The following is a 21,947-nucleotide window of genomic DNA, read 5'->3' as shown; positions in this document are numbered from 1 at the left end:
CATCGACCCCGTCGCCTTCGAGGCGTCGCCGCGGCCGACGATCGGCGTCGAGTGGGAATTCGCCCTCGTCGACCGGGAGACCGCGGACCTGGTCAGTAGGGCAGGAGAGCTGTTCGACGGCATCCGCGCCGCCCATCCGGACATCGCGTCGCAAGTGCATTCGGAGATGCTGCGCAACACCGTCGAGGTGGTGACGGGCGTCTGCGAGAACACCGCGGAGGCGATGGCGGACCTGGCCCGCATCATCGCGGCGGTGCGGGAGACGTCGGACGGGATGGGCGTCGACCTGTTCGGGGCGGGTACCCATCCGTTCGCGCAGTGGAACGCACAGCAGCTCACGGAGAATCCGCGGTACGACGAGCTGATCGCCCGTACCCAGTGGTGGGGGCGTCAGATGCTCATCTGGGGCGTGCACGTGCACGTCGGGGTGAACCACCGCGACAAGGTGCTGCCGATCATCTCGGCGCTGCTCAACCACTACCCGCACCTGCTGGCGCTGTCGGCCAGCTCGCCGATGTGGGGCGGGCACGACACCGGCTACGCCAGCACCCGCGCCATGATGTTCCAGCAGCTGCCCACCGCGGGCCTGCCCTTCCAGTTCGAGCAGTGGAGCGAGTTCGAGCGCTTCGTGCACGACCAGAAGACCACCGGGATCATCGACCATCTCAACGAGATCCGCTGGGACATCCGCCCCGCGTGCCACCTCGGCACCATCGAGGTGCGGATCTGTGACGGCATGTCGTCGTTCGCGGAGCTCGAGGCGATCGTCGCGCTCATCCACTGCCTCGTCGTGTGGCTGGACTCCCGGCTGGATGCCGGCGAGACCCTGCCGACGCTGCCGCCCTGGCACGTGCAGGAGAACAAGTGGCGCGCCGCCCGGTACGGGCTGGACGCCATCATCATCCAGGACGCGGACAATAACGAGCGCCTGGTGACGGAGGACCTCGACGACCTGCTCGAGCAGCTCGCGCCCATCGCCACGCGTCTCGGCTGCACCCGCGAGCTGGCGGCTGTCGCCGACATCGCACGCCGCGGCGCCTCCTATCAGCGCCAGCGTGCGGTCGCCGGCGGCGTCTGCAACGTCGACACCTATCGCGACGTCGTGCGGTCGGTGACGAGCGAGCTCGTCCTGCCGTAGCCGCTCCCCGGCGGTCCACGCATAGACGCATGCGTCTTTGTTAACGAAAATGATTCTCGTTAGCTTTGTCGTGTGCTCACCACCTCGCTCGGTCGCCGCGCCGGAGCCTCCCCGCTCCTCCTCGCCGGAGTCCTCGCGGTGGTCCTCGCCGTGTCGATGGGCGTCGCGGTGTCGCAGGGCGCGGCGACGGTGCCGCTCGGCGACGTCCGACGCCTGCTCTGGGCGGCCCTGACCGGCGGCACCCTCGCCCGCGAGGACCAGTCGACCTACTCGATCCTCTGGGACCTGCGCGTGCCGCGGGTGCTGCTCGCGGCCCTCGTCGGCGCCGGTCTCGCCATCGCGGGGGTCGCCTGCCAGGCCCTCGTCCGGAATCCACTCGCCGACCCCTTCATCCTCGGAATCTCCAGCGGTGCATCCGTGGGCGCGAGCTTCGTGGTCACCACCGGTGTCGTGGCGGGCCTCGGCATCGCCGGCACGGCGGGGGCGGCGTTCGCGACCGCGGTGCTCGCCTCGCTGCTGGTATACCTGCTCAGTCGGACGGCCGACGGCACCCTCAGCCCGGTCCGGCTGGTGCTCACCGGCGTTGTGCTCGCCTTCGCCTTTCAGGGCCTTGCTGGGGCGATCGTCTTCTTCGACCCCGTCGGCGACGCCGCGCGGTCCGTGATGTTCTGGCTGCTAGGTGGTCTCGGGGGAGCGCAGTGGTCCGTTCTCCCCCTGGTCGCCGTGACGGTGGCGGTGTGCGCCGCTATCACCGGGCGCCTCGCGGGCGTCCTCGACGTCCTGGCGCAGGGCGACGAGGCCGCCGCGGCGCTCGGCCTCGACCCGCACCGCGCGCGCCGCATGCTGTTCCTGGTCATTGTGGTCATGACCTCGGTCTTGGTCGCCATCGCGGGCACCGTCGGCTTCGTCGGGCTCGTCGTCCCGCATGCAGTCCGCATGATCGTCGGTCCGGCGCACCGTGCGGTGCTCCTGCTCGCCCCGCTCGTCGGAGCGCTGCTGCTGGTGTGGGTGGACCTGCTGAGCCGCCTGGTGGTGGCGCCGCGCGAGCTGCCGCTGGGCATCGTGACCGCCCTGGTCGGCGTGCCCGTCTTCATCGTCCTGCTGCGGCGCCGCGGGGGACTGCTGGGCGGCGCCGCGTGAGGATCGAACTGGATCGGATCACCGTGGAAATCGGTGGAACCCGCGTGCTCCACGATATCTCGCTCGACATCGCCGCGGGCGCGCACGTCGGGCTGATCGGGCCGAACGGCAGTGGCAAGTCGACGCTGCTGCGCTGCCTCTACCGGGCGATCGCTCCCGCCTCGGGGACAGTGCGTGTGGGTGGGCGGGACCTCGCCGCGATGCGCCGCCGCGACGGTGCGCGCCTGGTCTCCGCTGTCACTCAGAGCGAGACCGGGCATCTGGGTTTCACGGCAGAGGAGACGGTGATGCTGGGGCGTTTCGCCCACGGCGACGCCGGCAGCGCAGCGGCGATCGGCGCCTGTGAGGCAGCGCTCGTCGCGGTGGACGCGACCGCGCTCCGGCGCCGCAGCGTGCTGGGACTCTCCGGGGGCGAGCGGCAACGCGTCCTCATCGCTCGTGCCCTCGCGCAGGACACGCCGGTTCTCCTGCTCGACGAGCCGCTCAACCATCTCGACGTGCGGCACCAGCTGGACTTGCTGCGGTTGCTCCGTGCCACGACCAAGACGACTGTCACCGCCATCCACGACATCGACCTCGCCGCCCAGAGCTGCGACCGCCTGGTGCTCCTCGACCGCGGCCGGGTGGTCGCCACCGGAACCCCGGGCGAGGTGCTCACGGCCGACAGGATCGACGAGGTCTACGGCGTGCGGCCCGTGATCGCTGCGGCCGGCACAGGCCCGCCGCGCATCCGCTTCGAACTGTAGAAACCGACCGATCGAAAGGATCGACCGATGCACCCCCGTCCCCTGCTCGCCGCGGCTATCGCGGCAGGCACCCTACTCGCCGGCACCGCCTGCGGCGCCCGCCCCGCCGAAACCACGACCGACCTCGTCGATGTCACCAACTGCGGTGTGCACCAGCAGTACCGGTCGCCCACCGCCGCGGTTCCGTACGACGTCTCGGCGATCGAGAAGATGTTCGCGCTCGGCCTCACCGACCGCATCAAGGGCATCGTCCTGCCGAAGACGGTGCACGGCGTGATCGCGAAATCGCCGTACCGCGACGAGTACGCCAAGGTTCCGATCCTCAGCGACGGCGTGCTCACCCAGGAGCCGCTCGTTGCCGCCAAGGCGGACTGGGTGTTCGCGGGCTGGCAGGCGGGGTTCAGCCCCGCCCGCGGCGTCACACCGGAGTCGCTGGGCAAGTTGAGGATCGAGAGCTACATGCAGGAGGAGACCTGCTACAACTACGGCGACAAGCCCGCCGCTAGGGAGGTGAATCCGTTGGCGGACACCTACACCGACCTCACCAACCTCGGCGCGATCTTCCGCGTCCCGGACCGCGCCACGAAGCTCGTCGACGACCTGCGGGCCCGCGAGCGCGCGCTGCAGGAGCGTGCCGACCGCAAGACGGTGAAGCCGTCGGTGTTCGTCTACGACTCAGGGACAGCGGAGCCCTACACCGCCGGGCGCCGCGCCGCGGCGGACCAGGTGGTCTCCCTCGCAGGCGGCCGCTCCGTGACCCACGACGTGGACGGGCGATGGACCTCCGTCGGGTGGGAGTCGGTGGTGCAGGCGCAGCCCGAGGTGATCGTCATCGTCGACTACGACAAGCAGCCCGCGCAGCAGAAGATCGACTACTTACGACAGTCGTCGCCGATCAAGGACTCGCCCGCGGTGCGCGAGAACCGGATCCGCGTGGTGGACTACGCCGAGCTGGTGGCCGGCCCGCGCAACCTCGATGCCGCGGCGGCCCTCGCCGACTACCTGGAGCAGAGCGGGGTGGCCCGATGAGTGCACCCGGAACCGTCGCCGACGTTCTCGACCTCGCTCGAGAGGTCGCGCAGGATCAGGTGGCCCGCAGCGTCTTCTTCGTCGCGCACGGCACCCGCCTTGCCGGGAGCGACCAGCGTTATCGCAACCGATACGTTCTGGTCCGCGTCGGGGATTCCTTCGGCGCGTGTGCGTTCGAGGAGGGGGAGCTCGATCCCGACATCGCGGACCTGTCCGGCGAGCCACTCGCTGCCCTGCTCGAGCACGCCGCACAGCCGCTGCGGATCGCCGCGGCCGACGCCGCACTCGGTGCCGCGGCGCCGCACCGTGAGGATCCCCGTGCCGAGCTCCGGACACTGCCCACCGGCACCCCCGACATCCGTGCGATCGCCCGCGACGCCGCGGTGGCGGAACTCCTCTCTGTCGCCCCGGGCGCTCGAGTGGCGCTGATCGGCGTGGTGAACCCCCTTGTGGCCGCGATCCGCGAGCGCGGCGGCGAGCCCCTGCTCGCGGACCGGAACCTGCAGCGCACCCACTGGGGCGACCCCGTCGCGGACGACCACCGCGCGGTGCTGGCCGAGGCCGACGCGGTGCTCGCGACCGGGATGACCCTGGGCAACGGTAGTTTCGACGAGATCCTTGCTATCTGTCGGGAGCGCGACGTACCGCTTGCCGTGTACGCGCAGAGCGGATCGGCCGTCGCCCGCGCCTTCCTCGATGCGGGCGTGAGCGCGCTCTCCGCCGAGCACTTCCCCTTCTCGCAGTTCTCCGCCGACGCCTCGCCGATGTACCTCTACCGGGGGCGGGCGTGAACGCGCCCGGGGACCGTCCGCTGCCGGACAGCGTGCTGATCCGCACGATCTGGCCGATGCTCGCCGCCGCCGCGCTGGGCCTCGTCCCGTTCACCGTGATGGCGAACTTCCTCATCGCCATCGCCGCCGACGCACACGCGGGCGTCGACCTCATCGGCGGCCTGCGAGGTCTCGGCGGGGTCGCCGCACTGCTGGTCGGCGTCGCGGCCGCCCCCTTGCTGGACAAGCTCTCGCGCTCGTCGGTGGCCGCGCTGGCTCTGCTCGTGCTTGCGCTGGGGTGCGGACTCGCGCTGCAGGGCAGCACCGTCGCGTGGATCGCCTTCTGTCTGCTGATCGGCGCGGGCACCGCCGTCCTCAACCCCGCGGTGTCGGCCATGGCCGCCGACCGGTTCGATACCCCGGCCGCGTCCGCGCGGGCCGCGACCCTCGTCTCGTCGACCATGACGCTGACGGCGGTCCTCGCGGCGCCGGTCCTCGCCCTGCCCGCCGTGCTGTGGGGCTGGCGCGCCGACATGGCCGCGACCGCGGTGGTGCTGCTCGTGGTCGCGGCGCTGGTCGCCCTCCGCCGCGATCCGCGCGGCGGGAACACCTCCGTGAGCTACCTCCAGGCCTTCCGCACCGTGCGGTCGATCCCCGGTGCCCTCGACACCCTGGCGGTCTCGCTCCTACGCACTCTCGCCTTCATGGGCTCCCTCGCCTACATCGCTGCTGCCTTCGGCCAGCGTTTCGGCATCGGGACGGGCTGGTTCTCCCTGGTGTGGGCCACCTCCGGCCTCGCCTTTTTCCTCGGGAACTTCCTGGGCGGCAAGGTGATGCAGGACCGCGGTGCCGATCGTCTGCTCGGTACGGTGCTCGCGGCGATCCTCGTCGCCTCCGTCGCCATGGTGGCGCTCTACACCGCGCCGCACGTCGCCGTCGCCTGGCCGATGGTGGCTCTCGTCTCCGCCTCGCACGCTGTCATCGCCGCCGCGGTGACCACAACGCTGGTCCGCGGGGCGGGACCGGTGCGCGGCACCGTCCTCTCGCTCAACGGGGCGGCGCAGAGCGTCGGAGTCTTCGCGGGCGCCTCCCTCGCCGGCGCGGCGCTCGCGCTCGGCGGCTGGACCGGCGTCGGCGTCGTCCTCGGCGGCGCGACCGCGCTCTCGGCGTTCTTCGCCCGGCGCGCGCTGCACGGGGCCCGCGCAGAGGAGCGCGTCGGATGAGCACACCGCGCAACGCCTCTCGCGGTCGCGGGGTGGGCCGGAGCATCGGCCACCACGGCGAACTCCTCCAGGGCCGGTTCCGCTGTCTGGTTCAGGGTGAGTGCCCAGGCCTGGTAACCGTGCCGATCGGCACCGTCGGGTCCGTGGCGGTCTTCGCCCCGGACGCCTCGGGCGCCGTGCGGGCACGGGCCAGCGGCGGCGCGCGCGACCTGGGGAAGGCGCGAAGGGCTGCCGAGGCCACGCTGGCCCACCTGCGGGAGTGCGACGCGCTCGGCTGTACAGGAGGCGAGCTACGTATCGCCCGGACGACGGCCGTCGGCCTGGGGCTCGGATCCTCGACCGCCGACGTGCTCGCCGCGGTCCGCGCCGTCGCGGACTGCGCCGGCGTCGAACTCGACGCCGACATCGTCGCCCGCCTCGCCGTCGCCGCCGAGGGTGCCTCCGACCCCCTGTGGGCCGACCGCCCGATCTTGTTCGCGCACCGGCACGGCCACGTCATCGAGGAGCTAGGCGAAACCCTGCCGGCGATGCTGCTGGTGCGCTGTGTGCTCGGCGGTCCCGTCGACACGCTGGCGCTGCCCCCGGCGGGCGCCGGGGACGTGGCCGAGTACGAGGAGTTGCGTGCTCAGTTACGCCGCGCGGTCTCCGCCGGCGACGCGGCGGGCGTCGCCGCGGTAGCGACCCGTAGCGCGCTGCTCAACCAGAGTCGCCACCACAAGCCCGGACTCGACCGTCTCATCGCGGCGGCCGAGCGCGGGGGAGCGCTCGGCGTGCAGGTGGCACACTCCGGGAACGTCGCGGGCCTGCTCTTCGACCGGGAGCACCCCCGAGACCGCCTGCGGCGGGCGTGTACCCGCGTCCGGGCGGTCGGCTTCCGCGTCGCCGACGTCCCGATCGTGATCGGCGGCGTCGCATGAGGATCGACGGACACATCGCGGAGGCGCTGAGCCGCCCCGCCCTGCTCCGCGCCGCGGACGACCGGTACCTGCTGCGGTTCGAATCGATGAAGGTCGCCTCGGCCCGGGCCGCCCTTCGCGCCGCCCTCGACGCGGGGCGGGTCCGGCCCGGCGGCACCGTTATCGACTCTTCGTCGGGTATCTACGCCTACGCTCTGGCACTGGCCTGCCACGAGGCGGGCGTCCGCTGCCGCATCGTCGGATCGACGACGATCGACGAGGGGCTGCGGGTCCAACTCCTCGCCCTGGGGGTGGATCTCGAGCAAATGCCGCCGTCGGCGTCACTCAAACTCGACCAGGACCGCCGCGTCCGACGCATCACCGAGCTGCTCGCGCAGGACCCGTCGCTGCATTGGATGCGGCAGTACCACGACCCGGTGCACTACCTCGGCTACCGCGACATCGCCCGCGGTGTGGCGGCGGAGCTGGCGGCCGCGGGGGCCGAGTCGGTGCGGCTCGTCGCACCCGTCGGCTCGGGTGTCTCCAGCGGCGCACTGCGGCTCGGCTTCGAGGAGGCGGGGCTGGCGGTGGAGTTGGTCGGTGTGCAGCCCTTCGGCAGCGTCACCTTCGGCGCCGAGCGCGTGGAGGACCCCGCCATGCTCATCGCCGGCATCGGCTCGTCGATCCCGTTCGACAACGTGCGACACGGGCTCTACGACGTGATCCACTGGGTCTCGTTCGAGGTGGCCCGTGCCGGTACCCACCGGCTGCTCCGCGAATCCGCGCTCTTCGCGGGCCTGTCTTCCGGTGCGGGGCACGTGGCGGCCGGTTACGAACGGGAGCAAGGCACTTCGGTCGATGCCACCGTGCAGGTGCTTCCCGACACCGGGCACCGCTACCTGCGCGCGCTGGCCGACCATGCAGGCGCGGCGGAACCGGTGCGCCCGCTGCTCGTCGACGATCCGGCGGAGATCGCGCTGCCGTGGTCGCGGATGCGCTGGGCGGGGCGCGGCGGGGCGTGACCCGGGGGACCGGCGGCTGTCAGTCGCGGCTGCCGGTCTCCATCTGGTCCGGGTCGATGGTGCTGTCGCGCAGCCGCTGCTCCTGGTACGCCACCCGGCCGACTCGGTGCGCGACCGCGGGCGCGGTGATCATCGTGAACAGCCCGGCCAGCACCAGCATCCACACGTCGACGGAGTCGGTCATCCGCACGATCGCGCCGGCCAGCAACAGGAGCATGCCCAGAGTCTGCGGCTTCGTCGCCGCGTGCATGCGGGTCAGCGTGTCCGGGAAGCGGATGATGCCGATCGCGGCGGTCACCGCGAAGACGGCACCGGTGAGGAACAAGATCGAGGAGACGATGTCGATGATCATCGCAGGCCCCCGTTCCGCGGCGCGATGTCCGGCGTCTCGTCGGGCGGCGACGGGGCCGTCCCGGCATCGTCGGGCACGCGGAACCGGACCACCGAGACCGAGCCGACGAACCCGATGAGCGAGAGCGCGACGATCCCAGGGATGACCGACGAGTTGCGGCTGTACGCCGCCCACACCGCGAGCCCGCCGACGGCGATCGCGATGAGCGCGTCCACGGCGACGACGCGGTCCAGAGTGTTCGGGCCGCGCAGCAGCCGGTAGGCAGTCAGGAAGGCGGCGGCCATGAGGACGACGCCGGTGGTGACGAAGACGACTGTCACTGCCTCTCCCCTCCCTCGGTGTTCTGGGCCTTGCGGTAGGCGATCTCGGGCGCCGCCATCCGGCGTGCGTCGCCAGTCAATCCCCGGGGCCCCGGCGCGACATGGTGGAAATCGTCGTCGTCGATGCCGTGCATCGGGCTGGCGTGCCACTCGTTGTCGCGCTCGAAGGCGTTGGTGAACAGCCGCTCGAGACGCGCGGTGCTGCGGTAGAACTGCCGCACCGCCTTCTCGCTGCTCACGTCGACCACGTGCACGTACAGCAAGCGCCGCTTGGTGTCGATCTCGAGCACCATCGTGCCCGGGATCAGGTTCATCACATCGACCAGCAGCGTGAGCACCAGATCGGACTTGATCGAGACCTTGGCGCGGAGCACCGCGCTCAGCGGCATCCCGCCGGGGCGGATCGCCAGCCAGGCCACCTCGATCGACGAGCGGAACATCTCCGCAAGGAAGACGCCGAGCAGTTTGAGCAGCGAGCCCAGGTGCACGCGTCCCTCGACCGGCACCGGCGGCAGGGGGAGCAGCAGCAGGATCGCGAGGCCAACCAGCAGGCCGCCGGCGATGTTGCCCCAGGTCACGCTGCCCCACAGCATCACCCATACCGCGTCGAGCCAGATCAGCTGCGCCACCTTGACTCCGACTGCGCGGCCGTCGCGCAAGTCCGGCAGGATCCGCGTCACGAGTCGCCTAGCCATGTGCGCCTCCCTGCGGGGTCTTCGGTTGAGCGGGTTCGACGATCAGCGGTTCGTACGATCCGGCGGAGGCGGGCGTACCGTCGGGCATCGCGAGCTTCTGCAGGGCTTCCGGGCCGAGCACGGCCTCGACGTAGTCCGCCCGTCCGATGAGCTGGTCCGCGGCGCGGTCGGTCACGTCGAACATCGGGCCCGCGAAGATCGCAAGGATCAGCCCGACACCGAGCAGGCCCGCGGCGGGTGCGACCATGCTCATCGGCATGCGGCCCGGGTCCTCGCGGTCGGCGAACTCGATGACGTCGGCATCGTCCAGCAGAGCCTCCGGGTGTGCGACGGCCAGCTCCCCCTCGGGGGCGTCGGAGCGTGGGCGCCAGAAGGCCTTCGTCCACACCCTGATCACGGCGTACAGGGTGAGCAGGCTGGTGATCACGCTGCCCGCGACCAGAACCCATGCCAGCACCGAGCCCTGCCGCACGCCGGCCTCGACGAGGCCCACCTTGCCGACGAAGCCGGAGAACGGCGGGATGCCACCGAGATTGAGCGCCGGCAGGAAGAACAGGATCGCGAGCACCGGGCTCGCCGCGGCGAGCCCGCCGAGGCGGCGCAGCGAGGCCGCGCCCGCCTGCCGCTCGATGAGGCCCACCACGAGGAACAGCGTCGTCTGCACGAGGATGTGGTGCACCACGTAGTAGATCGTCGAGCTCAGGCCCAGCGGGGTGGAGAGGCCGATGCCGAAGATCATGTAGCCGATGTGGCTGACCAGCGTGAACGAGAGCAGGCGTTTGATGTCGGTCTGGGCGATCGCGCCGAGGATGCCCACGATCATGGTGAGCAGGCCGGCGATCATCAGCACGTTGTCGAGCGAGCCGCCCGGAAACAGCAGCGTGTGTGCGCGGATGATCGCGTACACGCCGACCTTGGTCAGCAGGCCCGCGAAGACCGCGGTGACCGGTGCGGGCGCCGTCGGATAGGAGTCCGGCAGCCACGTCGACAGCGGGAACACCGCCGCCTTGATGCCGAAGGCCACGAGCAGCACCGCGAACAGCGTGGTCGTGGTGCCCGACGGCAGGTCCTGCAGCTTGATCGCCATGTCCGCGAGATTCAGCGTGCCCGTAGCGAAGTAGGCGTAGCCGATGCCGAGGAGGAAGATCACCGACGAGACCATCGAGACCATCACGTACGAGACGCCCGCCCGGATCCGGTCGGCGCTGCCGCCGACCGTCAGGAGCACGAACGATGCGGCGAGCAGCATCTCGAAGGAGACGAACAGGTTGAACAGGTCGCCTGCCAGGAAGGCGTTGCAGACGCCCGCCGCGAGGATGAGGTAGGTGGGGTAGAAGATCGAGACCGGTTGGTGCTCATCGCCGTCGCGGATACCCTGGCCTACCGAGTAGACGAGCACCCCCAGCAGCACGATCGCGGAGACGAGCACCATGAGTGCCGCGAGCTGGTCGGCGACGAGGGTGATGCCGAGCGGCCCGCCCTTGCCATCGCGGTCGCCCCAGCCGCCGACGTGCAGCGCGACGGTGCCGTGCCGGTCGGTGTAGTAGAGCATCAGCGCCGCGACCGCGACGATCGCCACGAGGGAGACCAGCGAGATCAGGCGCTGCAGTCGCGGGTGCCGGCCCATCACCATGGTGATCGCGGCCGCGACGATCGGCAGCACAGTGGGTAGGGGGATGAGGGCGAGCATCATCGATTCGGTCATCGCTCGTCCTCCCGCTCGCTCTTCTCGCCCGGCGGGAGTTGCCGCTCGCGCGGCACGCTGGGCAGCGGCAGAGCCCCGGTGTCGACGACGTCGACGCGGGCCCGCTTGAGCTCCTCCGCGGAGAGCAGCTCACCGTCGGGACCATAGGCGTCACCCAGGGCCGACGGTGCGCCGGTGATCGGATCGTCCGAGGCGTCGTAGTCGGGATCGTCGGCCGCGACGTCGACATCGCGCTCGAGGACCCTGGTGTCCTCGGGGTCGTCATCGACCTCGTCGTCGGTGTTGATGGTGAAGGAGCGGTACGCCAGCGCGAGGATGAACGCCGCCATGCCCATCGTGATGACGATGGCGGTGAGGATCATGGCTTGCGCCAGCGGATCGGCCTCCGTCAGACGACCCTCCGAGAAGTACCCGACGATGGGCGGGTTCCCGGGCGGGGAGGACAGCGCAAGGATCAGCAGATTCACCGCGTTGCCGAACAGGATGATGCCCATCAGCATGCGGGTGAGGCTGCGGTCCAGGAGCAGGTACACGCCGGTGGCGACCATAACGGCGATCGCGGCGAACAGACCGATATCGACGATCATCGCGCGCCACCCCCCGTCTGGACGGGCAGGGGCGAGGTCATGTCTGCGGGGGATCCCTCCAGGTCGAGTCGTGCTCCCAGACTGCGTAGGACGTCGAGCACCAGGCCCACGACGATGAGGTACACGCCGGCGTCGAAGATCAGCGCAGTCACCACCTTGACGGCGCCGAAGACGGGCAGCGTGAACTCGAAGGCGACGGACGACATGGCCGGCGCTCCCGCGAGCAGCGAGACGATGGTGCCGCCCGCCGCAAGCAACAGGCCCGTGCCGAGGATCCGGCCCGCGTCGAGCGGGAGGGCCTCGCCGATCTCGTACCGGCCGCCCGCGAGGTAGCGCAGCACCAGGGCGAGGCCGGCGGTGAGGCCGCCGGCGAAGCCGCCGCCCGGCGCGTTGTGGCCGGCGAAGAAGAAGTAGACCGAGACCACCATGATCGTGGGGAAGGCCATGCGGGAGGTGATCTCCAGGACCAGCGAGCGGTGCCGCGGATCGCGGAGCGCGCTGCCCCGCAGCCATGTGGTGCCGGGCGCGGCGGCGGCCGCCGCCGCGGCCTCCGCGCTGACCCGCGGCGCCGAGCCGAAGCGGCGGTTGCGGAAGACCAGCGAGGCGACGCCCGTGGCCGCCACCAGCAACACCGAGATCTCGCCGAAGGTGTCCCAGGCGCGGATGTCGACCAGGATCACGTTGACCGTGTTGTGGCCGTAGCCGAACTTGTACGCCTGCTCCGGTAACCGGTCCGCGACGGGGGCGGCGACCCGCGCGGCGCGCGCCGCGATCGCCACCACGACCACCGTCGCCGCCACGGCGACGCCGAGCAGTGCGCGTGCCACCCGCGAGGGACGGCTGCCGGTGATCGGCGCCTCGGCGGGCAGCTTGCGCAGCACCAGCACGAAGATCACGAGGGTCAGCGTCTCGACCAGGAACTGGGTGAGCGCCAGGTCGGGCGCGCCGTAGATCGCGAAGATCACGCCCGTGCCGTAGCCGGTGACGCCGACGACGAGCACCGTCGCCAGGCGGTTCCGCAGGAGGACCGCGGTGAGCGCGGCGGCGCACATGAGCAGCGAGATCGCGAGGAACAGCGGCGAGGCCTCGATCCGCATGTCGGCTCGCGCGCGGGTGCCGAAGGCCAGGACCAGGATCGGCAGCAGCACCAGCGTGAGCAGGATCGTGCCCTGGGTGAGCGGCAGCGAACCGCGCTGCGTGCTCTGTGTCATGCGCAGCGACAGCACGTCGGCGCCGCGGAGCGTGGCGTCGTAGAGCCGGTCCGCGTTGCCGAGGAGGACGCTGTTGCGCTGGCGCAGCCGTGAGAACGGGCTGTGCGGCTGCACGATGACGATGCCCGTCGCGATGATGAGCGCTGTCAGGAGCAGCGGCAGCGTGAAGCCGTGCCACAGGGCGAGGTGGTAGGGGTCGTCCGCGGGCGGGAAGGACTGGTCGGGGTACTCGGCGAGCACGTGGTCGAGCCAGGGCGAGAAGATCCCGTCGATCAGGCTGAGCACGGCGAGCAGCGCGGGGCCGGCCAGGAAGAGGGGGCTGATCGCGTGCATGTTCTCGACGGCACTCGTCGGCCTGGCCTGTCCTTTGCGGCCGAACGCGCCCCAGAGGAAGCGGATGCTGTAGGCCACCGTCAGCGCCGAGCCGGCGCACATGCCCACCAGCAGGGTGAGCGGGAGCGGCGACGGCAGCGAGGCGTGCAGCATCGTCTCGAGCGCGGCCTCCTTGCCGACGAAGCCGTACAACGGCGGGATGCCCGCCATCGACGCGGCGGCCAGCGCGGCGATCACCGCGAGCACCTTCTGCCGGTCGCCGAGCCGGGCAAGGCGCCGAATGTCGCGCGTGCCGGTGGCGTGGTCGATGATGCCGACGACCATGAACAGTGTGGCCTTGAACAGGGCGTGCGCGGTGAGCATCGTCATGCCTGCGAGCGCGACGTTCCGCTCGCCGGTGCCGACGAGCACCATGAGCATGCCGAGCTGGCTCACCGTGCCGAAGGCCAGGATCAGCTTGAGGTCGAACTCCCGCAGAGCGCGCCAGCCGGCCAGGATCATCGTGAGGATGCCGAGGCCGAGCACGATCACCCGCCACGACGTGAGGTGCGCGAACGCGGGCGCGAGCAGTGCGACGAGGAAGACGCCGGCCTTCACCATCGCGGCGGCGTGCAGGTAGCCGGAGACGGGCGTCGGCGCCGCCATGGCGCCGGGCAGCCAGAAGTGGAAGGGCACGATCGCCGACTTGCTGATCGCGCCGACCAGGATGAGCACGACGCCCACCTCGACGCCGAGGGAGATCGTCGACGGGTCGCCGACGGCGCGTGCGATCACCTCGGAGAACAGGTAGGTGCCGTAGTGCTCGCCGAGCTCGATGATGCCGACCAGCATCGCCAGCCCGCCGAGCGTCGTGACGAGCAGCGCCTGGGTGGCGGCGCGACGGCTGGTGGCGCGCTCGGCGTAGTAGCCGACGAGGAGGAAGCTCAGCACCGAGGTGAGCTCCCAGAAGACGTACATGACCAGCATGTTGTCGCTGACCACGAGGCCGAACATGACGGCCATGAAGGCGACCAGTTCGGCGGCGAAGGTGGGCAGCTTGCGGGTGTTGGTGACGCCCGTGAAGTAGCCCGCGCAGTAGACGAGGATGACCGCGCCGATACCGAGCACGAGGACGGACATGACTGCGGCGAGCGGCGTGAGCCTCAGGTCGACGTTCATGTTCAGCGCCGGGACCCACTGCAGGGACTCCGTGCGGTCGGGCTCGCCGGAGACGGGCCAGACGGTGATGATCCAGACCAGGGCCGCGGCGGGGGCCAGGGCGAGCGCCAGGAATCCGCGCGCGCCGAAGCGACCGACCACGATGGGTGGGGCTAAGGTCGCCAGTGACAAACAGACAAGGATGACAAGCAAGGGCACTCCGTCCTTTTGTGAGCGGGGTGTCGTTCCTTTCGAATTCTACCGGTAGGCATGTCGGGAGCTGCATGGACCAGTCGACGGATCGTCCGACCACTTCGAAGGCGCGGCTCGCGCGCGGCGTCTTCGGCGCCCTGACCGCGGCGGCGCTGCTCCTCGGGGCCGCCGGCTGTGGGGACGAGACGAAGGACACCCCCGCTGCCACCGTCACCCTGCCCGCGTCCTTCCCCAAGGCCGAGGTGCCGATCGTCGACGGCAATCTCATCGACGCCGGGGAGCGGCAGCAGGGCGGCGTCACGGTGTACAACGTGACGGTGCAGGCCGGCGACGGCGGCTACGACGCCGCGACGCGCAAGCTCACCGACGCCGGCTACCTCGCGCTCGGCGCCGGTGCCGGCACACCCGACAACGCCACCCGGTCCGCGCAGTTCTCCGGCAAGGGCTACGTCGTCACTGTCAGCTCCGTGCAGGCCGGCGCCGTCCCCAACGCCGTCTTCTACTCGGTCAGCAAGGTCTAGCTCTACGTCGCCCGACGGTCCGCGTACGCCTGCAGGTCCGCGACCTGGACGGGGTCCAGCGACGGCCGGACCGCCAGCCGCGCGGCCTCCACGTCCGCCGCGGTCACGGTGGCCGCATCCATGTCGCGCCGCATCGCGGTGAGTGCGGCCTCGCGCAGCAGGGCGCTGCAGTCGGCGGCGGAGTAGCCCTCCAATTGCTCAGCCAGCGCCGGGAGATCCACGTCGCCGGCCAGCGGGATGGACCGCGAGCTGGTCTTGAGGATCTCCACGCGGGCGTCGGCGTCCGGCGGCGGCACGAAGATCAGCCGCTCCAACCGGCCCGGACGCAGCAGCGCGGGATCGACGAGGTCGGGGCGGTTCGTCGCGCCCAGGACCACCACGTCGCGTAGGGGCTCGGCGCCGTCGAGCTCGGTGAGCAGCGCGGCGACCACCTTGTCGCCCACCCCCGAATCCGACGACTGTCCGCGCCGCGGCGCGAGGGCGTCTACCTCGTCGAGGAAGATCAGCGACGGCGCGCTGCCCCGCGCCCGGGCGAAGAGGTCCCGGACGGCCTTCTCCGACTCGCCGACCCATTTGTTCATCAGCTCGGCGCCCTTGACCGCGTGCACCGACAGTTGGCCCGACGCGGCGAGCGCGCGGACCACGAAGGTCTTGCCGCAGCCGGGCGGGCCGTAGAGCAGCACCCCGCGCGGCGGCTCCACGCCCAGCCGCGCGAAGGTGTCCGGGTGGCGCAACGGCCACAGCACCGTCTCGGTGAGGGCCTGTTTCGTCTCGACCATGTCGCCCACGTCGTCGAGCGTGATCGATCCGACCGACACCTCCTCGGTGGCCGATCGCGAAACCGGCCGGATCACTCCGAGCGCCCCGATCAGGTCGGGCTGGGTGATGGCGATCCGCTCGTCGGTGCCCACCACCCGCGCCGCGGCGCGGAGCGCGCCCTCCCGGCACAGCGCTGCGAGATCGGCGGCGACGAAGCCCGGTGCCCGCAGCGCGACCTCGTGCAGGTCCAGGTCCAGGGTCGGCGCGTCCCGCAGCAGTAGGTCCAGCAGCTGCTCCCGCTGTTTCGCGTCCGGCAGGTCGACGGCGACCGTCCGCTCGGCGAGGTCGGGTTCGCGGAGCCGCGAGTCCAGTTCGCCCGGTGCCGATGTCGTCGCGAGCAGCGCGACCCGCGGCGTCGCGACGGCGCGGCGCAGCTCGTCGAGAATCATCGTCGAGACGGGCTCGCGGGTCGCGGGCAGCAGCGCTTCCACATCGCGGACCAGCAACGCCGCACCCGAGCCGGCGACCGCTTCGCGGACGCGCGCGACCGCGGAGCGCACTCGCTCCAGCCGCGCCTGCGGCTCCAGGGCGCCGGTTAGTGCGCCGTCGAGCTCGACGAGCGGCCGTGGCGCCACGACAGACCGGGCCACGGTGGCCTTGCCGCCGCCCGTGGGTCCGGTGATAAGTACGCCGAGCCGCGCGGGCGCACCCAGCTTCTCCAGCAGCTCCGGCTCGTCGAGCGCCAGGGAGAGCCACTCGGTGAGGCGGCGGACTGCACCGTCCGCGCCGACCAGGTCCGCGGACAGGCGGACGGGCGGTGTCTCGACGTCGGGCACCTCTTCGGTGAACGTCACGACGTCCGGGGCAGAGACGGGTCTCGCAGCCGAGGCGGGGACGGCGGCGCCGTCGTCGTCGGCCCACAGCACCGCGGAGTTCGGCTGGATCGACACCGGCCCCGGCGACGGGTCGACGGAGACCACGGTGAGCAGCTCGTTCGTCCAGGTGATACCGACGAGCCGCGACAGCTGCTGCACCGCCTCCGCGGTCGACGTGCCAGGCCCCAGGTCGCGGGGAAGTAGCGAGACGCTGTCGCCGGGCATCATCACCTTGCCCAGCAGTGCCTGCCGCAGGGCCGCGCCGTCGAGTGCGGTACGGGTGAGGCCGCTGCCGCGGAGCAGCACCCGCTTCGCGCCGTAGACGGTGGCGGGCGTGACCACGACGGTCGCGTCCTCGCGGAGGCCGCAGTTGGTGATGGTCAGCTCGTCCAGCAGCGCAACGCCGGGCGCGCTGCCCGCCGGTGCGGCAGCGACGACCGCGGCGGTGCGACGCGCGCCGAGCAGCTCGATCCCGTCCCACTCGCGCAGACCGAGCGCTGCGAGGGCCTCGGGATGGATCCGGACGATGCCCCGTCGCGCCTCGAGGGCCGAGGTCTGCAGGCGGACGGTGAGCGAGAGGTTCGACACGCGATCCACCCTAGTTCGCGTCGCCGCACGGCGGCGGGATCAGCGAAGGCAGCGGCCGCGGGCTCAGTCCTCGCGGGTCGGGCGGCGCAGGCCCAGGCGGGCGGTGGACCGTCGCGGACCGCGGCCGACGGTGGCGGCGCGACGGTTCGGACGTACCGCCCGGCGCTGCTCGCGCCGCATCTGCCGGCGCTCGGCGGGCTTGTTGTCCCAGGCCTCGGGCCGGGCGGTGACCCAGCGCTTGGACCGCCATGCGAAGGGGATGTGCAGCAGGTACAGCGCGATCACCAGGAGCAGCGCGATGTACGGATAGGTGAGCATCAGCGCCGCAAGGCCCGCGACGGCCACCAGGACGCCGGCGGCCTTCGCGGGCTGCACGGTCATCGTCTTGAAGCTGGAGGTGGGGATGCGGGAGACGGTGAGCGCGGCGACGAACAGCGTCCATGCTGCGACGAGCGGGGTGCTGACCCACCAGCCTTCGCCCCACTCCTGCCGGGCGGCCAGCGGGGCCAGGACCAGCAGAGCGCCGGCGGGCGCTGGCACGCCGACGAAGAAGTCCTTCGTGTACGCGGGCGCGGTCGGGTCGGCGGCGAGGGTGTTGAACCGGGCCAACCGCAGCACCATCGCGACGACGTAGAGCAGCGCGACGATCCATCCGGCGGGCGATCCGGGGAAGCACACGAAGTACAGGATCAGCGCGGGCGTGACGCCGAAGTTGATGGCGTCCGCGAGGGAGTCCAGCTCGGCGCCGATCCGGGTGGAGGCGCCGAGGAGCCGCGCGACGCGGCCGTCGAGGCCGTCGAGGATCGCGGCGATGACGACCAGCATGATCGCCAGGTCGACCTTGCCGTCCGCCGAGAACCGCACGCCCGTCAGGCCCGCGCACAGCGCGGCCACCGTCAGCATCGACGGCAGGATCATGACCCCGACGGGGCGGTGCGGCGCGGTGGACGTCTCGGTCACGGCAGGCGCGCGATCACGGTCTCGGCCGCCACCGCGCGCTGGCCGCTGTAGACGGTCAGCTCGGTGCCGGCGGGGAAGTAGGTGTCGACGCGGGAGCCGAACCGGATGATCCCGTAAGTCTCGCCCAGCTCCAGGGTGTCGCCGGGTGCGCAGTCGGTGCGGATGCGTCGCGCCACGAGGCCGGCGATCTGCACGACGCCCACGGGACCGTGCTCGGTAGCGAGGCGCACCGAGGTGCGCTCGTTCCGGTCGCTGGCCTCGGGAAGGTCGGCGGGCAGGAACTTGCCGTCGGTGTGCACCACGGAGTCGACGACACCGGCCAGCGGCGCGCGCTGCACGTGCGCGTCGAAGACCGACAGGAAGATCGAGACCCGGGGCAGCGGCGCGTCGCCGAGGCCCAACTCGCGCGGCGGGACGTGCTCGTCGACGAGGGTCACCTCGCCGTCCGCGGGGGCCACCGCGACGCCCTCGGCGGTAGGCGTCACCCGGGCGGGGTGCCGGAAGAAGCCGGCGCACGCGGCGGCGGTGAGCAGGGCGGGAACCCGGATCCAGCTCTTGCGGTAGCCCACCGCAGCGACCCCGAGGGAACCCGCGATGAACGGGGTCCCCGCGGGGTGCAGCGGTGGGACGGTATGCCGGATGAGCTCGGTGATGTGCTCGATGCCGGAGGTGTGCTCGGTCAGATGGCCGTCGACCGGCGTGCGAGGTCGGCGCGCCACCTAATCGTCCTTACTGTTCGCTGTCATATCGGGTGACATCTTCTCACCCGACGGTGTGATCATTTGCGTCCGGTGACCAGCTTCACTGCCCCGATGACCACGCACGCTCCGACCAGGGCGGTCAGGAAGGTGAGGATCCAGCCGAAGGTCCCGGTGTCGACCCCGGCCAGGCGCAGCACATAGCCGCCGAGCCAGCCGCCGACGATGCCCGCCAGGACGTTCTTGATGATGCCCATCTGGCCGTCGGACTTCATGATCTTGCTGGCGATCCAGCCGGCGATGCCGCCGATGATGATCCAGGCGAACCAGCCGGGGCTGAAGTTGGCCGATGCGAGCATGACGGTGTCTGCGTTCTGCGCGACCATGCGAATCTCCTCGTTAGTGGGTCAGGAGAATCGCGTCCACCGGGGTCCCCGCGGCCAGATGCTCGACCTCGGCGGGGACGTCCAGCAGGCAATCCGCCTGTGACAGCCATCGTAGGTAGTGCGAACCCGGCCCGCCGAGAACCGAGACCGAATCGGTACCGTCGTCGTTCCTCGTGACGAGTCCGCGCAGGTACTGGCGTTTGCCACGGATCGAGTCGACGGGCTCGGCGAGCCGCGCGGCCCGCCGGGGGCGGTCGGGCAGGCCCAGGACGGCGCGTAGCGCCGGCCGCAGGAAGACCTCGAAGGAGACGAGCGCGCTCACCGGGTTGCCGGGGAAGGTCACGAACGGGACCCGCGCGCCGCCCAGGTCGACGGTGCCGCAGCCCTGCGGCATGCCGGGCTGCATCGCGACCTTGACGAAGTCCACGCCCCGCGATGCGAGGGCGTCCTTGACCACCTCGAAGGCCCCGGCGCTGACGCCGCCGCTGGTCACCACGAGGTCCACGTCGCCCGCGGCGAGCCGCTCGGCGAGGCGGCCGAGCAGGTCCTCCGGGTGGTCGGCGACGAACCTCAGCACCTCCGCGGTGGCACCGGCCTCGCGGATCGCGCTCGCCAGCATCGGTGCGTTCGACTCGTAGATCTGCCCGGGCCGCAGCGGCGTGCCCGGTTCCACCAACTCGGAGCCGGTGGACAGTACCGCCACGTGCGGCGGGGCGAGTACGGGCACCGTCGTCAGGCCCAGGGCCGCCGCGAACCCGACGACGGCGGGGCCGACGGTCTCGCCGCCGCGCAATGCGGTCTCGCCGGCCTCGATGTCGCTGCCGGCGGCGCGGAAGAACCGCCCGGCCTCGGGCGTCTCGTCGATCCGGACTCGCTCGACGCCGCCGTCCGTCCGCTCGACGGGGACGATGGCGTCGGCACCGTCGGGCACGGGGGCGCCGGTCATGATGCGGCACGCGGCCCCGGGTGGGAGCGCGGGCACGTCGGTGCGGCCGGCGGGCACGTCGAAGGCGACGGGCAGGACCGCGCCCGCGGCGGCGTCCGCGGCGCGCACCGCGTAGCCGTCCATCGCGGAGTTGGTGAACGGCGGCAGCGAGAGCGGCGCGAGCACGTCGCGGGCGAGGACGAGGCCCAGCGCGTCCGCCACCGGCAGGTCGACGGTCCGCGGTGCGGGGACCAGCGCGGCGACTGCGGCGCGGTGCTCGTCGACGGGCAGCATCAGGCGGAGCCCAGCCGGGTGAGCAGCAGTGCCTCGGCGAGTGCGGTGCGCCGCAGCTCGGACGGGTCGACGGACTCGTTGGGCGCGTGGATACGGCACTGCGGCTCCTCGACGCCGAGCAGCGCGATCTCGGCCGTCGGGGCGGCCTTGCGTAGCTGCGTGCACAGCGGGATCGAGCCGCCCTGGCCGCTGAAGGCGACCTCGGCACCGTCGTAGGCCTCGACGAGGGCCTGCTGCAGCACCCGGTACGCGGGGCCAGTGGTCTCGGCGGCGAAGGGCTCGCCGACTGCCTCGATCGTCGCGTCGACGTGCGCGCCCCACGGGGCGTGATTGGTCAGGTGCGCGACGAGCAGTTCGCCGGCGTGGTGCGGGTTGGTGCCCGGCGGCACCCGCAGGTTGAGCAGGGCAGCCGCGCGGGGCTGGATCGCCGCGGCGGCGGTGGCCGTCGCGGGGGCGTCGAGACCGATGACGGTGACTGCGGGCCGCGCCCACAGCTGGTCGGCGATCGCGCCGGAGCCGAGGATCGCGGCGTCGTCGTAGATCGCGGCGTCGGCGGCGAACTGCGCCGGCTCGTAGGGCTCGCCGGCCCAGCGCGCGGAGCTGTCGAGCCCGTCGATCGTGGTGTTGCCGAAGCCGTCCCGCAGGGTCGCGAGCAGCGCGATGAGGGCGGCGAGGGCGTCGGGTGCGGCGCCGCCGAAGGCGCCGGAGTGCAGGTCGGAGGCACCGGTGCTGAGCTCGACCCGCACGCTCGCGACGCCGCGGAGCGAGGTGGTCAGCGTCGGGCGGCCGACGGCGACGTTGCCGGTGTCGCCGATGACGATGAGGTCGGCCTGCGCCAGCTCGGGCCGCTCGGCGACGAGGTCCTCGAGGCCGGCACCACCGCCCTCCTCGGAGCCCTCGATGATGATCCGTACGCCGACGGGGAAGGCCCCGTCCTCGCCGCGGACCGCCCGCAGCGCGGTCAGGTGCGCGACGAGGTTGCCCTTGCAGTCGGCGGATCCGCGGCCGTACCAGCGGTCGGCGCCGTCCGGGCCGGGGCGGGTGGTGAGCGTGAACGGGTCGGACTCCCACGCTTCGCGCGGCCCGGGCGGCTGCACGTCGTGGTGGCTGTAGAGCAGCACCGTTGGGGTGCCCTCGGGCGCGGGTGTGTGCCCGACGATCGCGATCGACCCGTCGGACGTGGTGACCTGTTCGATGCCCGCGATCCCGGCCTCCGCGAAGGCCTTCGCGACCCACGCCGCCGACGCCGCGGTGGGCTCGGCGCCGAACTCGGGGGAGTCGTGCACGGACGGGTGCGCGACCAGCTCCGCCAGGTCCGACCTGGCCCTGTCCATCAGATTCTCGACGGTGTCCTGCAGGCTGCGCGCGGTCATCGGCTCACCTTAGCGCGGCTTAAGTGCGCGGCAGGCCGGTCGTGGTTCACT

The 21,947-nt window shown here is 71.7% G+C and carries 21 protein-coding genes; 9 read left to right on the top strand and 12 right to left on the bottom strand.

Annotation, left to right across the window (positions count from 1 at the left end; translation table 11 throughout):
- The first annotated feature begins 1 nt into the window (after position 1).
- From HNP44_RS02165 to HNP44_RS02130, 8 genes are all read left to right on the top strand, one after another.
- Entirely contained in the window at positions 2-1,138 is a 1,137-nt protein-coding gene (locus tag HNP44_RS02165; RefSeq protein ID WP_259141713.1) for a glutamate--cysteine ligase, read from the top strand.
- A gap of 72 nt (positions 1,139-1,210) precedes the next feature.
- On the top strand, positions 1,211-2,278 hold the full coding sequence (locus HNP44_RS02160) for a FecCD family ABC transporter permease (RefSeq protein ID WP_259172163.1): 1,068 nt from the start codon (positions 1,211-1,213) through the stop codon (positions 2,276-2,278).
- Entirely contained in the window at positions 2,275-3,024 is a 750-nt protein-coding gene (locus HNP44_RS02155) for an ABC transporter ATP-binding protein (protein ID WP_259144251.1), read from the top strand. The genes HNP44_RS02160 and HNP44_RS02155 overlap by 4 nt, the downstream gene beginning before the upstream one ends.
- Positions 3,025-3,051: 27 nt before the next feature.
- Positions 3,052-4,053, top strand: coding sequence for an ABC transporter substrate-binding protein (locus tag HNP44_RS02150; RefSeq protein WP_259144249.1), 1,002 nt, complete (start codon positions 3,052-3,054; stop codon positions 4,051-4,053).
- Positions 4,050-4,844, top strand: a complete 795-nt coding sequence (locus tag HNP44_RS02145) for a Rossmann-like domain-containing protein (protein WP_259144247.1) — start codon at positions 4,050-4,052, stop codon at positions 4,842-4,844. The genes HNP44_RS02150 and HNP44_RS02145 overlap by 4 nt, the downstream gene beginning before the upstream one ends.
- Positions 4,841-6,046: an MFS transporter gene (locus tag HNP44_RS02140; protein ID WP_259144245.1), complete on the top strand. Its 1,206-nt coding sequence runs from the start codon at positions 4,841-4,843 to the stop codon at positions 6,044-6,046. The genes HNP44_RS02145 and HNP44_RS02140 overlap by 4 nt, the downstream gene beginning before the upstream one ends.
- Positions 6,043-6,963: a GHMP family kinase ATP-binding protein gene (locus HNP44_RS02135; protein ID WP_259144244.1), complete on the top strand. Its 921-nt coding sequence runs from the start codon at positions 6,043-6,045 to the stop codon at positions 6,961-6,963. Before HNP44_RS02140 ends, HNP44_RS02135 begins: the two co-directional genes overlap by 4 nt.
- A complete protein-coding gene (locus HNP44_RS02130; RefSeq protein ID WP_259144243.1) occupies positions 6,960-7,964 on the top strand; it encodes a pyridoxal-phosphate dependent enzyme in 1,005 nt (334 codons plus the stop codon). The genes HNP44_RS02135 and HNP44_RS02130 overlap by 4 nt, the downstream gene beginning before the upstream one ends.
- Before the next feature lie 19 nt (positions 7,965-7,983).
- Here the strand turns inward: HNP44_RS02130 and mnhG are convergent, their stop codons facing one another.
- From mnhG to HNP44_RS02100, 6 genes are read right to left on the bottom strand one after another with little or no spacing between them, the layout of a single operon-like run.
- The gene (gene mnhG, locus HNP44_RS02125; protein ID WP_259144242.1) at positions 7,984-8,316 is read right to left on the bottom strand and encodes a monovalent cation/H(+) antiporter subunit G; all 333 of its coding nucleotides are present in this window, start codon (positions 8,314-8,316) and stop codon (positions 7,984-7,986) included.
- On the bottom strand, positions 8,313-8,636 hold the full coding sequence (locus HNP44_RS02120) for a monovalent cation/H+ antiporter complex subunit F (protein ID WP_259144241.1): 324 nt from the start codon (positions 8,634-8,636) through the stop codon (positions 8,313-8,315). Before HNP44_RS02120 ends, mnhG begins: the two co-directional genes overlap by 4 nt.
- A complete protein-coding gene (locus HNP44_RS02115; protein ID WP_259144240.1) occupies positions 8,633-9,331 on the bottom strand; it encodes a Na+/H+ antiporter subunit E in 699 nt (232 codons plus the stop codon). Before HNP44_RS02115 ends, HNP44_RS02120 begins: the two co-directional genes overlap by 4 nt.
- The gene (locus tag HNP44_RS02110) at positions 9,324-11,036 is read right to left on the bottom strand and encodes a Na+/H+ antiporter subunit D (RefSeq protein ID WP_259144239.1); all 1,713 of its coding nucleotides are present in this window, start codon (positions 11,034-11,036) and stop codon (positions 9,324-9,326) included. The genes HNP44_RS02115 and HNP44_RS02110 overlap by 8 nt, the downstream gene beginning before the upstream one ends.
- Positions 11,033-11,623: a Na(+)/H(+) antiporter subunit C gene (locus tag HNP44_RS02105; RefSeq protein ID WP_259144238.1), complete on the bottom strand. Its 591-nt coding sequence runs from the start codon at positions 11,621-11,623 to the stop codon at positions 11,033-11,035. The genes HNP44_RS02110 and HNP44_RS02105 overlap by 4 nt, the downstream gene beginning before the upstream one ends.
- Positions 11,620-14,517, bottom strand: a complete 2,898-nt coding sequence (locus tag HNP44_RS02100) for a Na+/H+ antiporter subunit A (protein WP_259144237.1) — start codon at positions 14,515-14,517, stop codon at positions 11,620-11,622. The genes HNP44_RS02105 and HNP44_RS02100 overlap by 4 nt, the downstream gene beginning before the upstream one ends.
- A gap of 71 nt (positions 14,518-14,588) precedes the next feature.
- Between HNP44_RS02100 and HNP44_RS02095 the strand changes: the two genes are divergently transcribed.
- Positions 14,589-15,038, top strand: a complete 450-nt coding sequence (locus HNP44_RS02095; RefSeq protein WP_259144236.1) for a hypothetical protein — start codon at positions 14,589-14,591, stop codon at positions 15,036-15,038.
- A gap of 2 nt (positions 15,039-15,040) precedes the next feature.
- Here the strand turns inward: HNP44_RS02095 and HNP44_RS02090 are convergent, their stop codons facing one another.
- The 6 genes from HNP44_RS02090 to HNP44_RS02065 all read right to left on the bottom strand — a co-directional run bounded on the left by HNP44_RS02090 (position 15,041) and on the right by HNP44_RS02065 (position 21,896).
- On the bottom strand, positions 15,041-17,260 hold the full coding sequence (locus HNP44_RS02090) for an AAA family ATPase (protein ID WP_259144235.1): 2,220 nt from the start codon (positions 17,258-17,260) through the stop codon (positions 15,041-15,043).
- A 63-nt stretch (positions 17,261-17,323) separates the two neighbouring features.
- The gene (locus HNP44_RS02085) at positions 17,324-18,178 is read right to left on the bottom strand and encodes a CDP-alcohol phosphatidyltransferase family protein (protein ID WP_259144281.1); all 855 of its coding nucleotides are present in this window, start codon (positions 18,176-18,178) and stop codon (positions 17,324-17,326) included.
- 38 nt (positions 18,179-18,216) lie between these two features.
- Positions 18,217-18,939, bottom strand: a complete 723-nt coding sequence (locus HNP44_RS02080; protein WP_259144234.1) for a phosphatidylserine decarboxylase — start codon at positions 18,937-18,939, stop codon at positions 18,217-18,219.
- A gap of 59 nt (positions 18,940-18,998) precedes the next feature.
- Complete coding sequence (locus HNP44_RS02075) at positions 18,999-19,304, bottom strand: GlsB/YeaQ/YmgE family stress response membrane protein (protein WP_374758717.1); 306 nt, start codon at positions 19,302-19,304, stop codon at positions 18,999-19,001.
- Positions 19,305-19,317: 13 nt separating this feature from the next.
- On the bottom strand, positions 19,318-20,523 hold the full coding sequence (moeA, locus tag HNP44_RS02070; protein ID WP_259144233.1) for a molybdopterin molybdotransferase MoeA: 1,206 nt from the start codon (positions 20,521-20,523) through the stop codon (positions 19,318-19,320).
- Entirely contained in the window at positions 20,523-21,896 is a 1,374-nt protein-coding gene (locus tag HNP44_RS02065) for a M20/M25/M40 family metallo-hydrolase (protein WP_259144232.1), read from the bottom strand. Before HNP44_RS02065 ends, moeA begins: the two co-directional genes overlap by 1 nt.
- Positions 21,897-21,947: the final 51 nt, after the last annotated feature.

Origin of the sequence: Tsukamurella ocularis, assembly GCF_024807615.1 — a bacterium.
Lineage (GTDB): Bacteria > Actinomycetota > Actinomycetes > Mycobacteriales > Mycobacteriaceae > Tsukamurella > Tsukamurella ocularis.
Note: the sequence above shows the minus strand (reverse complement) of the source record. Positions and strands in the feature narration are given on the sequence as shown.

Excerpts from the sequence above, each read along its gene's own strand:
- HNP44_RS02115 (WP_259144240.1), bottom strand. The coding sequence starts at position 9,331 with ATGGCTAGGCGACTCGTGACGCGGATCCTGCCGGACTTGCGCGACGGC.
- HNP44_RS02145 (WP_259144247.1), top strand. The coding sequence starts at position 4,050 with ATGAGTGCACCCGGAACCGTCGCCGACGTTCTCGACCTCGCTCGAGAG.
- HNP44_RS02085 (WP_259144281.1), bottom strand. The coding sequence starts at position 18,178 with ATGATCCTGCCGTCGATGCTGACGGTGGCCGCGCTGTGCGCGGGCCTG.
- HNP44_RS02110 (WP_259144239.1), bottom strand. The coding sequence starts at position 11,036 with ATGACCGAATCGATGATGCTCGCCCTCATCCCCCTACCCACTGTGCTG.
- HNP44_RS02065 (WP_259144232.1), bottom strand. The coding sequence starts at position 21,896 with ATGACCGCGCGCAGCCTGCAGGACACCGTCGAGAATCTGATGGACAGG.
- HNP44_RS02135 (WP_259144244.1), top strand. The coding sequence starts at position 6,043 with ATGAGCACACCGCGCAACGCCTCTCGCGGTCGCGGGGTGGGCCGGAGC.
- HNP44_RS02130 (WP_259144243.1), top strand. The coding sequence starts at position 6,960 with ATGAGGATCGACGGACACATCGCGGAGGCGCTGAGCCGCCCCGCCCTG.
- moeA (WP_259144233.1), bottom strand. The coding sequence starts at position 20,523 with ATGCTGCCCGTCGACGAGCACCGCGCCGCAGTCGCCGCGCTGGTCCCC.
- HNP44_RS02075 (WP_374758717.1), bottom strand. The coding sequence starts at position 19,304 with ATGGTCGCGCAGAACGCAGACACCGTCATGCTCGCATCGGCCAACTTC.
- mnhG (WP_259144242.1), bottom strand. The coding sequence starts at position 8,316 with ATGATCATCGACATCGTCTCCTCGATCTTGTTCCTCACCGGTGCCGTC.
- HNP44_RS02095 (WP_259144236.1), top strand. The coding sequence starts at position 14,589 with ATGGACCAGTCGACGGATCGTCCGACCACTTCGAAGGCGCGGCTCGCG.
- HNP44_RS02150 (WP_259144249.1), top strand. The coding sequence starts at position 3,052 with ATGCACCCCCGTCCCCTGCTCGCCGCGGCTATCGCGGCAGGCACCCTA.
- HNP44_RS02105 (WP_259144238.1), bottom strand. The coding sequence starts at position 11,623 with ATGATCGTCGATATCGGTCTGTTCGCCGCGATCGCCGTTATGGTCGCC.